Origin of the sequence: Pseudomonas sp. Root401 (assembly GCF_001425105.1) — a bacterium.
Taxonomy (GTDB): Bacteria; Pseudomonadota; Gammaproteobacteria; order Pseudomonadales; family Pseudomonadaceae; genus Aquipseudomonas; species Aquipseudomonas brassicacearum.
Genome location: NZ_LMDO01000022.1, coordinates 67391 through 83338, shown reverse-complemented (window position 1 = coordinate 83338; position 15948 = coordinate 67391). Strand labels below are relative to the sequence as shown.

The window sequence follows — 15948 nt, the reverse complement described above, 5'->3', positions numbered from 1 at the left end:
AGGGTGTTTCAGATGAAGTCGATGGCCTTGAGATACTCGGCGCCGCGACGCAGCAGGGCCGGGGATTTTTCCGGGTAGCTGGCGCCCATCTGCCGCACGCCGGCGCGGGCGTTGTCATGGCTGATCAGCGAGATGTCGCCGATGTCTTCTTCGAAGCCGTTGAGGTAGAAACCCAGCACGCCAAACAACGCGTTGTCGGCATCGACCCGAGCCAATTGCCGTTGCCACTCGGCGACGCTGACCAGCGAAAACTCCCGGCCGCTGTCGCGAAACGAGGCGACGTAAGCGTCCCAGCTCAAAGGCTGTGGGTTGTGCAGGTTGAACACCGCTTGCGTCGGCTGGTAACGGCTGGCGTGGAAGGCGATGAAGCGGGCCAGGAAATCCACCGGCATCAGGTCGAAATTGAGGGACAACTCCGGCACCTGGCCGAGCTGAATCGAGCCTTTGAGCATCAGCATCAAGCGATTCTTGTGGGGCTGGCAGACCCCGGTCAGGCTGTTGAAACTGATGTTGCCGGGACGGAACAGATTGACCCACACCCCGCGATCCCGGGCCCGTTGCAGGATCCGTTCGCCGACCCATTTGGACAGGTTGTAGCCGTTCTTGATGTAAATCGGCGGCGTCCTGGCGGCCGGCTGTTCCAGCACCTGGCCGTCGGCGTCCAGGGCACTGGAGGCGGAAAGCGTGGAGACGAAGTTGAAGATTTTCTTGCTGCGCCCTTCACACAGGCGCAGGCATTCGAAGATCGGCTCCACGTTGTCCCGCGCCAGGGACTCGTAGTCGAGCACATGGTTGACGTGGGCGGCGTTGTGCACCAGCGCGCCGAAGGTACGGTCGATGCGGGCGTAGACGTCATCCGGCAAACCCAATTGCGGTTGGGTGATGTCGGCGGCGTACACACTGACGCGGTCCAGGTCCAGGTGGGTCAGGTGGTTGTCCTGAAGGGCCTGGGAGAAGCGCTCGGCCGCGCTTTGCTCAGCGCTCGCACGCACCAGGCACGCGACTTCGGTGGCGCCCCAGGCCAGCAGCGCTTCGACGATGTGCACGCCGAGAAAACTGTTGGCGCCGGTCACCACCACCTTGTGCACATCGCCGCATTGGCTGACGGGCAATGGATTGAGGTTGAGCTCGGCCTCGGCATCGATGAAGGCCTGGGGGCTGAGGATCGATGCACTGTTTTGATCAGGATCGTCCAGCAACTTGGCCAAGGTCATCAGTGTTGGCGCTTCGATGAAGCGATTGATCGACAGGCTGCGGCCGAACGTCTGGCGGATGCTCAGCAGCAGTCGCGACAACAGGATCGAGTGCCCGCCGAGGTTGAAGAAACTTTCGTCGGTGGCGATGTCCTCGACCGGCAGTTCAAGCAGTTCGGCCCACAGTTGCTGCAATTGTGTCTCGAGGGCGTTCTGTGGCTGCCGGCGCTGGCCGTCGACCTGCACCTGCACCGCCATGGCGAGCAAGGCCCGGCGATCGACCTTGCCGTTGCCGGTGTACGGCAGGCTCGGCAGTTCGACGTAGGCGGCCGGGTGCATGTAGCTGGGCAAGCTGTTCTGCACATGCTCGCGCAACGCCTGGAGGGCGTCACCGGAGCGCTCGGGATGAACCAGGAACGCCAGGATCCGCCGCCGTTCATCGACCCCCACCGCCACTTGGCGAAACAACTGGCTATCGCGCAGGCAGTGCTCGATTTCCTCGGGCTCGACCCGAAAACCGCGGATCTTCACCTGGTTATCGCGCCGGCCACACAGTTCGATGCCGTTGTCGGTCCACTGGCCGATATCACCCGTGCGATAGACCCGCAGCGCTTGCCCGGTGGGCAGCGCCAGGTCGAGGTAGCGCGTCGCGGTCAGCGTCGGGTCGTTCAGATAGCCCAGCCCGACGCCCGGACCGGCGATGTACAGCTCGCCGGGAACACCCTGGGGAACCGGTTGCAACTGTTCGTCCAGGATCAGCACCCGGCCATTGGCGATGGGCATGCCGAGGTTGCGGTTGTTGTCGCCGACGCCGAACTGTCGTGTGGTCGCCAGCACCGTGGTTTCGGTGGGGCCGTAGATGTTGTGGAACTGGCATTGTGGCGCGAGCTGTTCGATCACGAACGGTTCGCAGACATCGCCACCGGTGATCAGGTGCGCCAGGCCCAACGGTGTATCAAGGGGCATGACGCTCAGCAGTGCAGGCGGCAGAAAGGCGTGGCTGATGTGCTGCTGGTGAATCAACGCGACCAGTTGCTGCGGATCGCGGCGCTGGTCTTCGCTGGGCACCACCAGCAGTGCACCGTGGATGAAGGTCGGGAGGATATCCAGCAGCGACGCATCAAAGTTGATGGTGGAAAACTGCAACGCCCGGCTGTCGCGCTGCAACCCGACGTAGTCGCCGTACCAGGCACAGAAGTGACTGAGGTTGCGGTGGCTGAGCAACACGCCCTTGGGCTGGCCGGTGGTGCCGGAGGTGTAGATCGCCACGGCTGGTTCGTCGCTGTCCACTGTGCGGCGGATCAACGAGGCCGGGATGCCGGGCTTGGGCGATGGCAGTTGATGGACATTGAGCGTTGGCAACGACAGGTCGCCCAGGTCGCTGTCGCCGTCGTGCAGCAGCAGGTCGGCCTGGGCATTTTCCAGGATGAAGCGCCGACGTTGCGCCGGGTGCTGCGGGTCCAGCGGCAGGTACACCGCCCCACAGCCCAGCACCGCCAGGATCGCCGCATACAGGTGCGAGGACTTGGGCAGGCAGACACCGATCACCTTGTGGGAGGAAGGCCTGTGGGAGGAAGGCTTGCCCCCGATGAACGATGACGCGGTTGGGTTGAGAACCTCGGTGTCCTCATCGCGGGCAAGCCTTGCTCCCACAGGTTCTCCAGCAGATCCTTTCTCATGTTCTGCTCGGTGCAGTATTTCCAGCATCGGTTGCTGCAACCTCAGCGCCAGGCGGCGCAAGGATTTGTAGTCGATGAGTTGTCCATCGACCCACAGGGCCGGTTGTGTCGCGTCGTCGAGCATGCGCTGTTCGATGCTGTGCATCACCGGCACATCGGCGGCGGCCAGCAGCCAGGGTACTGGCGGCCGATTGAGGCCGTGCTCGAACGCCAGCGGTTCCAGCGCATCGAGCCCGAGCAGAGGCTGGTCGACAGCGTCAGCGTGCACCGTCGGCCAGTGATCGAAGCAGCTGTCATCCCGGGATAACTGGCTGACCAGCTGTGCGCCGGTCTCGACCACGGTCGCCAGGGTACGCAACCGCAGGGACTGACCGTTGCCATCGCTTTGCGGCGTAATCACTTCCCGGCATAACAGCCGCTGCGCGCCGTCGCGGAATATCACCACCGGTTGCGGCAATACCTCGCCGGGTCGCGTGTTCAGCGCCACGCGCACCTGGAGGCATGAGCGGGCTTCAATGGCCCGCGGTGTCGTACCGTCGTCGATCAACAGGTCGACCGCGCCGTGGTTGGCCGGCGATTGCCGATCCACGATGCCGTGGCCGTGCAGCTCCAGTTCCCGGGCCAGTTCGGCCATGGCCTGGCTGGTGCCAGGCACTGCAATTTCGAGGCGTTTCATCGAAAGGTCCTCATGGAGTCAGGTAATCAGCGAGGGCGTCGCCTACGCAGGGGGACGCGAGCATCGAACTGCTGCGGAAAAAGCGCGTGATGTTGCCCACCAACGGGTGAAAACGATTGATGGGGTAGGCCAGCGCACTGGCCTCTTCACGCAGCGACTGGCGTACCGATTCGTCGACGGGCAGGTGCGCGATCAGCTCGAAATCGAACGCTTGCTGCAGGTCGCTCGCCAGGTACTGGACGATGAAGCCGGGCATCAAGCGTGCAATCGCCGCGCGGTCCTCTTCGGGCGCGGTGCGCCAGTAAATCTGCACCAGTCGCGTCCAGAAACCGGAGTGCCGGCCCTCGTCGAGCAAGTGATCGGCCATCAGCCCCTTGATCGAGGCCTTGACCGAGTCGTCCCGGGCGAAGGCCGCCACTTCGTTGGTGACGGTGTTCTCGGCGATGGCGATGCAGATCAGTTCCACGGCGCTGAGCAGATGTTCCGGCGCCTGGGCCAGGGTCGCCGGTATCGCGCGGCTGAGTTCGATCTGCCCCGGCAACGGGATAGGTGCGATGCCGGTCATGTCGATGGTCTGCTGCATGAAGTCCATCGCCACCAACGCGTGGTAATCCTCGTCCACCACCACCGTCATCGCGTCGTAGCGGCAGGCGAACGGGAATTCGATGCCGAAGCGGTTCTTGGCGATGCGGCGGGCGGTGTGGTCCACCAGTTCGGTCTCGAAAATCACCACATCGTTGATGAACTTGTAGAGGCTCTGCACCAGCACAAAGTCGCGCAATTGCGGACAGTGGCTGAGGAAGGTCTGGCTGTGCACCAGCGGCTGGCGGCTCATGGGGAAGATCAACTTGTCGTCGTCTTCGACCCGCCGCCGTGGCCGGGTACGGATCGTGGCGCGGCTTTCCCAGGCGTCCGCGAAGGATTGGTATTCGACAGCGTTCATGGTGTCACCTGTGCAACCGGCTGGGCCATGCTCTGGCGCAATCCATCCCACAAGGCCGCGCGGCTGTGGACAGCGGCGAGCGCGGCGACCAGTACTTCGGTTTCGCGCTGCGGGTCGCCATCGATCAGCCGGGCCAACAACTTTTCTGCCGCCGGGCCATGGTCTTCGGAATCGACTTCGATGTGCCGTTGCAGGTAATAACGAAAGGTCGGCGCCTGATCCAGGCCAATGCCCCAAGCGTCGAGCATGCGCTGGAACATCTGCGGGATGACACTCTCGCGACCATGCACGAAGGCCGCTGCCACGCTGTGGGCCGGGGCGTGCAGGGCGGTGTGCAAGGTCTGGCGGACAAACCGTGCCGCCGCTGGTTCGACCTCGACGCTGTCCAGCGCAGTCTCGGGGCTGACGCCTTCCTGTTGCAGGGTGATGAATTGCTCGATCGCGCGAGTATCGGCACCGATTTCCCGCATGGCGTCCAGGTACAGTTCGAAGTGGCTGCAATAGCCTGCGCCGGGGCGGTCATCCGACTCTTCCCCCAGCACGATTTCATTGATCAAGCGTGCCGCGTGCGGGTCGGCCGGCGGCAGCCAGGGCAGGTGGACGCAGGTGAGTTCGCGTTGCAGCCGCTTGGTCAGCGACATGAAGTCCCAGACGGCAAAGACATGGCTTTCCATAAAGCGGCGTAACAGATCGATTGATGTAATCTCGGAAAAAACCGGGTGTTGGCCAAGTTCGTGCTTTTTCAAAGATAGTTGTTCTTTGGATGGCTGCATTGGAACGTCCTCATCAATGATGTTTTGTCCGGAAGGTTGCTCGTTATTTAATTGAGGCGAGCGGGTGCCTGAACCGGAATCCATGAATTACCCAAGGGGCTTAAGTATTCTCTTTTAATCGTGATTTCGGCTTCAGATGCCAGTATTTGCTTGGCTTGTCGCAAGTCGAAAAGGTCGCCAGTAACGCGACGAATAAAAAACTAATACATGAAACAAGTAAGCGGCAAGGACTTTTTTAATTATTTAAAGTTGTGGTTTTATTGGGCACGAAGAGGGCTGTTAAAACTTTTTATATAAGTTTTATTGGGGCGAAGAAGCTCCTTCCGATTTAGGAGTATCAGAATCGAATAGTTCGAGTGAATGCCTCACTCGGAGCACTTCAGGGATCGGGGAGTTAAGAAGTTTTGTTATGGGCAGGACGTCGGTCGGACATCCGATCATCCCGCCGGTTGGACGACGCTCCTTGCGTATTGGCTTCGATTCGTCTGGCCTCAGCCAGGCGTTGACTTCTTCAGGTCTGTTTTGAATCGACAAGCGCAAGAGTGAGCCCAAATCGATGGCAGTGCCATTGAACTGATGGGACGACGAGTCGCGGCCACGGCCAGGCCGCGCCGCGCAGGCGACAAGTGAGTCGGAAGGATATGTAAGAAGTTTTTACGCCGGCCGGACCGTCGAGGCGGGATCAAAGACTCGACGACTGTTCCAGGTACCGGCGCATGGTGACAGAGGCTTTTTCCAGGTGCCGCTCCAGCAATACGACGGCATTATCGATGTCCTTGGCACGCGCGGCGTCGAGCAGCGCACGATGATCGTCCTGGCTCAACTTGCCCAGCCCCATGGATGACAGATGAAAACGCAGGAAGCGCTCTTCTTCATTGAGCTCGCGCTCGATCAGGTCCAGCAGCTTGCTGTTGGGTGCCTTGTGATAAAGCGACATGTGGAACAGCCGGTTGAGCTTGCCGATCTGGGCGTGATCGGTTTCCGTTTCCAGCTGTTCGATGTACTGGGCGGCCAGTGCCAGGTCGTTGTCATCGAGCAGCGGAATGGACAGGCGCAAGGCGAACGATTCCAGGACCGAGCGCAGGGCGTAGGTTTCTACCGCATTGTTGGTGATCAACGGCGCCACCACGGCGCCCTTGTGCTGAACCACGTTGAGCAGTGACTGCGCTTCGAGCTGGCGCAATGCCTCGCGTACCGGCATGCGGCTCACGCCGAACAGGTCGGCCAGTTCCTGCTGGCGCAGGGCGGTGCCGCAAGGCAGGCGTCCATCGAGGATGGCCTCGCGCAGAGACTCTTCGATGATCGAGCGAGCCTGGTCAGCCGGGATGGGTCCGTTGACCTGGATAGTGCTGAGTGGTTTGGGCTTCTGTGTCACGACAACACCTGACTGATAGTAACGACAATTGGATCCAAGCCAACGTTAGTTACAGATTGCCAAGCCGTCAAAATCTCGCGGCCCCAGTTCCTGAACTAAAGTTTAGTCTGCTTGCGGTGATTGCAACCTGCCATTGTTTTTTACCCGGCCAGGCTTCACCATCCAACGAATTTCCAACGGCCCTTTTCGGACGTATTCCCTTGGCTGCACCTTTCCCTGTTCTCAGGTCCTTGCGCTGGCTGTGTTCGGCATTGTTGCTGGCCGGCCTGATGCTGGGTGGCTTGCAGGCTGACTGGGACTTTGCGCAGATCAGCCGACGGGCGCAAGCGTTATATGGTCCCTTGGGCGAAGGTCAGCAACGGATCGACGCATGGCAGCAACTGTTGGCGACCCAGAAACAGATCCCGGAACTGGAACAGCTCAAGGTGGTGAACCTGTTTTTCAACAAACAGGTGCGCTACGTGGAAGACATCGACCTGTGGCGCGAGGTCGACTACTGGGAGACCCCGATCCAGGCCCTGTGGAAGGGCGCTGGCGATTGTGAAGACTACGCCATCGCCAAGTATTTCAGCCTGCGTCATCTCGGGGTCTCCAGTGACAAGCTGCGCATCACCTACGTCAAGGCCTTGCGGCAGAACCGTGCGCACATGGTGCTCACCTACTACGCCACGCCCGAGGCGATGCCGCTGGTACTCGACAGCCTGATCGACGGCATCCTGCCGGCCAGCCAGCGAACCGACTTGCTCCCGGTCTACTCTTTCAATGCCGAAGGGCTGTGGCTGCCGGGCGCCAAGGGCAACAAGAAAGTGGGTGACACCAAGCGCCTGTCCCGGTGGCAGGATGTGTTGAAGAAAATGCAGGCCGAAGGTTTTCCGGTCGAGACGACTAACTAGGAGCGCGCGCTCAGATGTCCTTGTTCAAACAGCTGTTGATCGCTATCTGTCTGTTCCTGGTGGTTGCCTTCAGCGGCAGCTTCATGGTCAGCCTGGAGAGCTCGCGGGCCCAGTACGTCAACCAGTTGCGCTCCCATGCCCAGGACGCGGCCACGGCGCTGGCGCTGTCGTTGACGCCGAACATCGACGACCCGGCGATGGTGGAGCTGATGGTCAGCTCGATCTTCGACAGCGGCTACTACGCGACCATCCGCGTGGTCGACGTGGCCACCGACAAGACCCTGGTCGAGCGCACCGGCACGCCGGACGCCGGCAGCGTGCCGCAATGGTTCGTCAAGCTGATCGGCCTGGAACCGGCCGGAGGCGATGCCATCGTCAGCCGCGGCTGGGAACAGGCAGCGCGGGTCGAAGTGGTCAGCCACCCGATGTTCGCCCTCGCCAAGCTGTGGCAGAGCGCGTTGGGCAGCCTGGGTTGGCTTTTGCTGTGCGGCGCCGTGAGCGCGGTGCTGGGGGCCTTGCTGCTGCGTCGCCAGCTCAAGCCGCTGGACTACATGGTGCATCAATCCCATGCCATCGCCCGTCGCGAGTTCCTGAGCCTGCCGGAGTTGCCACGCACGCCTGAACTGCGCCGCGTGGTGCAGGCGATGAACCAGATGGTCGAGAAGCTCAAGGCGCTGTTCCAGGAGCAGGCCGAGCGCAGCGAGAAACTGCGGGTCGAGTCCTACCAGGACAACCTCACGGGCCTGGCCAACCGGCGCTACTTCGAAATGCAGCTCAATGCCCGGGTAAGCAACCCGGAGCAGGCCAGCTCCGGTTATCTGCTGTTGCTGCGGGTCAAGGACCTGGCAGGTTTGAACCAGCGGCTGGGCGGGCAGCGCACCGACCAGTTGCTCCAGGCCGTAGGTGAGCAATTGCTGCGTGAATGCGCGCGGTATCCGGAAACCCACAACCTGGTCACACGTATTCGCGGCGGGGAATTCGCGGTGCTGGCGCCTGGGTTGGTGCGCGAGGAAGCGCTGCAACTGGCGCAGAACCTTGAGGCTGCATTGGCGAGCCTGCATGCGACCGGCGCGACGGATGTGGCGTCGGTGGCCTCCATCGGGCTGGCGCCGTTCGTCCATGGCGACTCGCCGCAAGCGGTGCTCCAGCTCGGCGACCAGGCCCTGGCCCAGGCCGAAAGCCAGGGCGAACCGGGTTGGGCCTGCCTGGACCACAGTGCCTCGGCCAGCGTCGGTGACGATCACCATGCCTGGCACACGCTGCTCGACCAGGCTTTGAACCATCAGCGCTTCGAGCTGTACTTCCAACCGGTGGTGGCCGCCCAGGATACCCAGGTGGTGCTGCATTACAAAGTGCTGTCGCGGCTGTTGGACGAGCAGGGCCAGACCATCCCCGCCGGGCGGTTCCTGCCCTGGCTGGAGCGCTTTGGCTGGACCGCGCGCCTGGACCGTTTGATGCTTGAACAGGTGCTCAGGCAAATGGCCGGGCATGATCAATCCCTGGCGTTGAACCTGTCTTCGGCGACCTTGGCCGATCCGCAGGCGCTGAACAAGATCTTTGAGATCCTGCGGGCGCATTCCAACCTTGGGGCGCGCCTGACCCTGGAGATTGGTGAAGAGCAACTGCCGGAGCAAGCGGTGCTGGAGCAGTTGACTCGGCGTCTGCGTGAGTTGGGCTTCTCTTTGAGCCTGCAGCGTTTTGGTGGGCGGTTCAGCATGATCGGTAACTTGTCGCGGTTGGGGTTGGCTTACCTGAAGATTGATGGCAGCTATATCCGTGCGATTGATCAGGAGAGCGATAAGCGCTTGTTCATCGAGGCGATTCAGCGGGCGGCTCACAGTATTGACCTGCCGTTGATTGCTGAGCGGGTTGAGACGGAGGGGGAGTTGGCGGTGATTCGGGAGATGGGGTTGTTTGGGGTTCAGGGGCAACTGGTGGGTGAGCCTAAGCGTTGGGGGTGAGGCTGGCTGGTGAGGCGGCCTATGCCCTTCTGACCGTGTACATATCCATTCCTGCGGTAACGGCCACTTAGGGTTCCGCCCTGACGGCGGCTCACTTTTGAAAAGCGCAAAAGTAAGCAAAACGCTTCTGCCCCACCACTTGGCACCTCGCTTAGGCTCGGTGTGCCCTCACTCCGGCATTGCTCCGTGGGCCCGCCGCGAAGGGCCATCCATGGCCCAGCGCGGCTATCCCGGCATCCATGCCGGGATGCTTGGTAAGACCGCGTTCCTCCTGTGGGAGCGAGCTTGCTCGCGAAGGCGGAGGGTCAGTTTGCGGTAATGTCTTGGGAGCAGCACGGTCCTGTGGCGAGGGAGCTTGCTCCCGCTGGGTCGCGCAGCGGCCCCAAAAAAGCGATGAGCGCTGCGCACTCAAGCGGGAGCAAGCTCCCTCGCCACAAAAGCTTTCCAGCCATCACGCCACAGTTTGATCAACGGCAAACATTGTGGGAGCGAGCTTGCTCGCGATAGCGCCAGGTCAGACACGTAATCTGTCGCTGACACACCCTCATCGCGAGCAAGCTCGCTCCCACAGGAAAAACGCGGTCCCACCAAGAACCAGGTCGGCTATAAGGCCGCCTCGTGGTGGACGTTGATCTCGGACGCCCCATTAACCACGCTGGCCGAACGCAGGCATTGCGCAGTGGGCACCTCGGCATGGATGCCGAGGTAGCCGCGCTGGGCCATGGATGGCCCTTCGCGGCGGCCCACGGAGCAATGCCGGAGTGAGGGCACACCGAGCCTAGGCGAGGTGCCCCGTTACCGCAGAAACGGATATACACCCCCCTCTAAAAGTAACGTCCTAGGAGATTTCCTTCGAGTTGTGGCGAACTTGGTGAACTTGTCCGGCGTCTGCCTCGTGGCTAGTCTGGGTTTGTCACTGAAAAAACGGTGACAAGGACGTGCAAGTCCGAAGAAACTGTTTGGGATGCGACGCTACATCGCTCAGGGGCTTTCTTCTGCCCACTGGCTTTATGGCGGCTGCACGCAGGAGATCCTTGGATCTGCTGGGTGTCCTAAACAGGCCCGGTCTTGCACACCTGCGTACGGCCGCCACCCTAATTCGCGTGCAAGCGAACGGTGACGGTCCCCAACTAATTACTGTTTAGGGTATTTCTCATGTTCAAGGTCACACCAAATCCGCCAGGAAGCCCTGGCAACGCCTCTGACAAATCCTCGAAATCCAAAAAACTCGACGAGGCCGCCGAACGCGTCCTCGACTATTACCTCAATCCCAAACCAACCGACGAAGCCTCGGGAAAACCCCAAACCGCCCAGCTTTTCATGGTTTCCCCAGACATCGACACCGAAACCCTCCTGGCCAATGCCTCCGAAGACCTGCTGTCCATCAGCGCCATCGCCGCCGACCTGGCTGACGACGTCGACGGCTCGCGCCGCAGCGTGATCCTGGCGATCAGCCGAATGGCCGATGGGGTGCATCTGTTGGTGGAGCGGGCGATGGATCGGCTGGAGGTTCAAGCGGCGGGCTGACAGGCCTGCGGTGGATTGACGATTGTCATCGCGAGCAGGCTCGCTCCCACACTGGATCTGTGTCGAACCGAAATATCGATCAACACCAATCAACTGTGGGAGCGAGCTTGCTCGCGATGGCGTCCGCCCAGACAACCCCAAACCCTGTGACCAGAGATTGGTCCCGTTCGGCTGATGCCCTGTAGGAGCTGCCGAAGGCTGCGATCTTTTGATCTTTCACTTGGGGCTCAAGTGTCTGGGGAAAGATCGCAGCCTCGTTGCACTCGACAGCTCCTACACAGCTCCTACATGCAGACCTGCGGGAGCAATCTCTGGCCACAGGTGCTGTGTATTGCCTGGAATGGTGTGGGCAGCCTAGATCAACCCCTTCTCATCATCATCGATCAACCGGCTCAACCCACCCAAGGCTTCCCGGGCCTGGGTGCGGTCCATCAGCTTGGCCTGGGCCGCCGCTGGCAGGTCGGTGACGCGGATGACGCCTTTGCTGGTCAGCACCTGGATCAAGTCATCGAGTACCCGGATCATCTCCAGGTCGCTTTGCTTGAGCTGCTTGAGGCTGTTTTCCACCGCCTGGTTGGCGAACCAGTCCTGGATCTCGTGGTTGTCGGCCGGCAAGGTTTCGGTGGCCTCGGCGTAAGCGGTGGCTTCTACGCGCACCAGCAGGCCTTGTGCATCGCGTTGCACATAAAACATCGGGCATCCCTCATGTATGAAGCGGCGTCATGCTGGGCAGCATAGGCCAACTGTGGGGGGAGTATGGAGGGTGGCGACGAAATCGTCATCCTGGGAGCAGCCATGCACGACCGCCCTGTGAAGGGCGGCCGTGAGGGCCCGGTCAGCTGTTGTTGTGATCGACCTTGATGGTCGGGTCGCTGCCGGCGATCAACGAGTTCAGGTTCACGTTCGACCAGTTGTTGCCTTCGAGCTTGATCGTCACGTCCGGGGTCGCGGCGCCGCCGTTGGCCCCATTGAACTGACCGGAGGTGCTGACCTGCAGCGACGACACGCCATCGACCGTGCTGATTTTCAGGAAGTGGTCGATGGTGCTGCCGCTTTCGCCCTGCAACAGATCCCGCAGGTCGATCCGGTCGCCTTCGCTTGCCTTGAAGTCCTTGATCACGTCGGTGCCGGTGTCGCCGGACTTCCAGACAAAGGTATCGCCGCCCAGGCCGCCGATCAGGGTGTCATTGCCCTGGCCGCCGATCAGTGTGTCGTTACCTGTGCCACCGAGCAGGATGTCATTGCCCTTGCCACCGTCGAGCGTGTCGTTGCCGCCCTGGCCGAAAATGATGTCGTTGCCGGCACCGCCCAGCAGGGTGTCATTGCCATCATGGGCACCGGACACATCGAACGCGGTGTAGTGTTCGGTGATGTACTGGTGCACGTTGCTGGTGGTGACCTTGCTGACGTCCACGCCGTTCTGCTGGGCGACGAAAGCCTGGATGGCCTGGTAGCCCTCGCCGGCAACGCCGTTGAAGCTCACCAGGTCGCCGAACAGGATGTCGTTGCCGTTGCCGCCGTTGCCGCCGTTGACCGTATCGGAGCCCGGCAGGGTCGCTTCGGTGTGGCCGATGATCGAGTTGGCCAGGTTGTTCGGGTCGATGTTGGTCTGCGGCGTCGAGTCCGAATCGTAGGGCTTGAGGTCGTTCAGGGTCACATCGCTGTTCAGGCCGATGGCCTCGACGGTACTCAAGCCTTTGAGCAGTGTGAAGCTGGCGGATGAGCCCGCTGCCGCGTCGAGGTAGTTCCAGTAATCGGAATAACCGTTGCCACCCAGGTAAGACAGCTCGAAAGTGCCATTACCCTCGGCGTGCACCGTGCCGACATAACTGTCGTTCCAGTTCCTTCCGCTTTTGGTCGACAGGTACATCTCACCGTTTTCGTAAATGGTGTATTTGTGCGTGCTGTCGATCGTCTGGGTGTAGTACTTGCCGACGGTGTAGTTGGCTGCGCTCAGCACATCATCGAGCTTGACGTTGCCGTACAAGGTCGGGTTGGTCTGTTCGCCGGTCTGGTAGAAGGTCGGTTTGCCGTCGGTAATGAAATACGTCAGGTTTTTCGCGCCGGTATTGTTCAAGGCCTGGGTGCTGTTGAAGAAGTTCGCCGTGGTCTTGAACACGTCTTCGTAGTTGGTGCCGCCACCGGACACCATCGAGTCGAGCACGCCTTTGAGCAGGGTCAAGGCGTTCGTGTCGTTGAGGTTGACCGCGACGGTCTTGTTCACCTGGTTATCAAAGTCCGCCAGGAAGATATTCACCGTCCCGGAGTTGCTGCCCAGGCTCTGCTTGAGGGTGTTGAACACCGAGGTCAGCGAGGCCTTGGCCGCTGCGATGGACGAGTCGCTCATGCTGCCGGAGCTGTCGACCATGAAGGCGATGTTGTAGTTGACGCCCGGCACTACGGTCAACCCGCCAATGTCGGCGACGACGATATCGTTGCCGTCGGTGCCGGTGACGTTGTCACTGCCCGACGTGGCGGTGATGGCGTTGTAGGTCGCCGGGTACACGGTGACTGGGATCTGCGCCGTGGTAGTCGCCGATCCTCCGAGGGCTTCGGTGGAGGTGGAGGTCACGGTCAGATTGAGCTGGCCATTGTAATAGGTCGGTGGGGTCAGGGTCAGGCTGCCCAGGTTCCAGCCACTGACCGATGCTTCGCCGTTGCTGCCCACTGTCGCGAAGTGGCCCGCGCCGTCGCTCAGCACACTCCCTTCCGGCATGCCGCCAATCTTCACGCTCAGGCTTTCGGAGCCGTCGGTGTCGGTCAGGGCGGTGGTGATTTTCGACAGGTGCACGCTGGTGCCTTCGGCGCCTTCGTTGAGCTTGAAGCCGTCGTAGTAGCCTTCGCCGTTGGTGCCGTGCAGGTCGGAGACGGTCACGCCAGAGTTCGCCAGGTCGGTCACGCCGGTATAGAGCGGCACGCCGGCACTGCTCAGGTCGACCGGTGTGCTGCCGTTGACCGACAGGTTCACGTCATAGCTGCCCGGGCCGGTCTGGTTGTGGTGGTAGATGTCCAGGGTGTAGTAGCCGCTGGTGGTCGGGGTGAACGAACCGTTCAACTGGCCGCCCGCGCCCCAAGTGGTGGCCGCGGCGGTTTTGCCGCCGATGGTCACCAGCAGGCTGTCATCGCCCGTGCCGCTGAAGGTGTAGGTCTTGCCGGCTTCGAGGAAGATCAGGCCCGAGGTTTTCGACGCGGTGCCCGGGTTGACGTTGCTGTCGGACTGCACGTTGGTCACGTTGGTGCTGCTGTTCGGCGTGCCGGCGGCATCGATCACCGACTTGAGCGTGCCGGACGGCGCGCCGCTGCCATCGGTGCCCAGGCCCGACAGGCCGGTCCAGACTTCCTTGATCAAACCGGTTGAGGTCACGTTGTTGCCGGCCACGTTGAGGGTCGGTGCATCGGCGACTGGGGTGATGTCGATCTTCACGGTGCTGGTATTGCCCAGCGCCTGGCCGTCGGTTGGCTGGAACTTGACCTGTGCGTAGTCGGCCTGGTTGTTGCCCGTGCTGCTGCCAACATAACCATTGGCGCCGGATTCGTTGGCGTCCGGAGTGAAGCGCAGCTTGCCGGCGTCGATGTCAGCCTTGGTGAAGGTCTGGTTGTTGGCCACGTCTTTCCAGGTTGCACCGTCCAGATACTGCAACTTGCCATCGGCCGGCAGCTCGGTGATTTTCACACCCAGGCTGGTGGCGGAACTGTCCACGTCGCTGATGCCGAACGTCGACCAGCCGAGGACCAGTGAAGTGTCTTCGGTACCGGTCACCGCGCCGCCAGTGGCCACTGGCGCGTCGTTGACCCCGACCACGTTCACGGTGGTGGTGGCGGTGTTGGAGTAGCTGCTGCCGTCGGTCACCGTCACGGTGATGATGCGCGGTACGGTGCTCGGATCTTCGCTGTTGTTAATGAAGCTGATGTTCTTGATCTGCTGCATGTAGTCGGCCAGCGTCGCGTTGCCCGACAGCGTCAGGACGACCTTGCCGTCAGTGCTGTTGGCGTTGATGCTGATGCCGTTGACGCTGTTGCCCAGGTTCAGCGCATCGCCAGGCTGACGGTTGGTCAGCACGATGGTGGCGCCAGTCAGCATGGTGCTGTCCGGGTCGGTGATGGTCAGGTCGGTGTCGGCGATGGACACGCCCGAGCCGGTGGTGCCTTCGGTGAAGGTCACTTGGTAATCGGCGCCGGTCTTGCCGCTGGAGTTGTTGGCGTCCAGGTCGAGTGCCGGTGGCGCATCGTTGTCGATGATCGAGGTGCTGACGCTGCCGTTGGTGCCGCTGACCGCCAGGTGCTCGAAGTTGCCACCGGTGGCCGAGTCGATCTTGACCACGAAGTTCTCGGTACCTTCGGTGATCTTGTCGTCCAGCGTCGCCACGTTGAAGGTGGCGCTGGTGGCGTTGGCCGGGATCTTCACGGTGTAGACACCGGTGAAGTCCGTGCCATCGGCGGCGGTGCCGCTGTAGACGATCTTGAGCGTCACCTCGGTTTGCGCCGGGTTCGTCAGGCTGACGGTATAGATGGCCGCCTGGCCTTCGGTGACCGACGTGCTGCCGGTGATGCTGACGGTGGTGTTGTCGATGGTGTCGGTAACGTCAGTCACCGCTGGSGTGGTGCTCGGAACCAGGTTCTCGAAGTTACCGCCAGTGGCTTTATCGATGCTGACTTCWACTTTRCCGGCGTCTTTGTAGACGTCGTCTTTTGGCGCATCGACAGTGACGGTGCCGGTGGTGGCGCCTGCTGCGATGTTGATCACAGCGCCGTTGCTCAGGGTCACRGTSACWGGYGAGCCRGCKGCGTTGGTCARKGTKGCGGTGTAGACGATCGAGCCGCCTTCGGCTACTTCGGTAGACGCGGACAGGCTCAGGCCAGTGGTGTCCTGAGTGTCTGTGACGGTGGTTTCGGCAGGCTTGCCGTCGATGTCCAGTTTTTCGTAGTTG

8 protein-coding genes and 1 pseudogene are annotated in these 15948 nt (G+C 61.5%); 3 read left to right on the top strand and 6 right to left on the bottom strand.

The window, feature by feature from the left end:
- Window positions 1-8: 8 nt before the first annotated feature.
- The 4 genes from ASC85_RS16935 to ASC85_RS16920 form a co-directional block, all read right to left on the bottom strand.
- Window positions 9-3548 (bottom strand): non-ribosomal peptide synthetase, encoded by a 3540-nt coding sequence (locus ASC85_RS16935; RefSeq protein ID WP_057450571.1) that lies wholly within the window; start codon window positions 3546-3548, stop codon window positions 9-11.
- 10 nt (window positions 3549-3558) lie between these two features.
- Window positions 3559-4491 (bottom strand): diiron oxygenase, encoded by a 933-nt coding sequence (locus tag ASC85_RS16930; RefSeq protein ID WP_057450570.1) that lies wholly within the window; start codon window positions 4489-4491, stop codon window positions 3559-3561.
- Window positions 4488-5264 (bottom strand): DUF3050 domain-containing protein, encoded by a 777-nt coding sequence (locus ASC85_RS16925; RefSeq protein WP_057450569.1) that lies wholly within the window; start codon window positions 5262-5264, stop codon window positions 4488-4490. The genes ASC85_RS16930 and ASC85_RS16925 overlap by 4 nt, the downstream gene beginning before the upstream one ends.
- 682 nt (window positions 5265-5946) lie before the next feature.
- On the bottom strand, window positions 5947-6639 hold the full coding sequence (locus ASC85_RS16920; protein ID WP_057450568.1) for a GntR family transcriptional regulator: 693 nt from the start codon (window positions 6637-6639) through the stop codon (window positions 5947-5949).
- A gap of 269 nt (window positions 6640-6908) precedes the next feature.
- Between ASC85_RS16920 and lapG the strand changes: the two genes are divergently transcribed.
- The 3 genes from lapG to ASC85_RS16900 all read left to right on the top strand — a co-directional run bounded on the left by lapG (window position 6909) and on the right by ASC85_RS16900 (window position 11020).
- Window positions 6909-7532, top strand: coding sequence for a cysteine protease LapG (lapG, locus tag ASC85_RS16915; RefSeq protein WP_371856198.1), 624 nt, complete (start codon window positions 6909-6911; stop codon window positions 7530-7532).
- A gap of 14 nt (window positions 7533-7546) precedes the next feature.
- On the top strand, window positions 7547-9493 hold the full coding sequence (gene lapD, locus ASC85_RS16910) for a cyclic di-GMP receptor LapD (RefSeq protein ID WP_057450567.1): 1947 nt from the start codon (window positions 7547-7549) through the stop codon (window positions 9491-9493).
- A 1155-nt stretch (window positions 9494-10648) separates the two neighbouring features.
- A complete protein-coding gene (locus ASC85_RS16900; protein ID WP_057450565.1) occupies window positions 10649-11020 on the top strand; it encodes a DUF6124 family protein in 372 nt (123 codons plus the stop codon).
- A 354-nt stretch (window positions 11021-11374) separates the two neighbouring features.
- Here ASC85_RS16900 and ASC85_RS16895 read toward each other — a convergent pair whose 3' ends face one another.
- A complete protein-coding gene (locus tag ASC85_RS16895) occupies window positions 11375-11713 on the bottom strand; it encodes a hypothetical protein (protein ID WP_053161687.1) in 339 nt (112 codons plus the stop codon).
- Between the two features lie 142 nt (window positions 11714-11855).
- Window positions 11856-15948: pseudogene (locus tag ASC85_RS33190) on the bottom strand (LapA family giant adhesin); the annotation flags it as partial.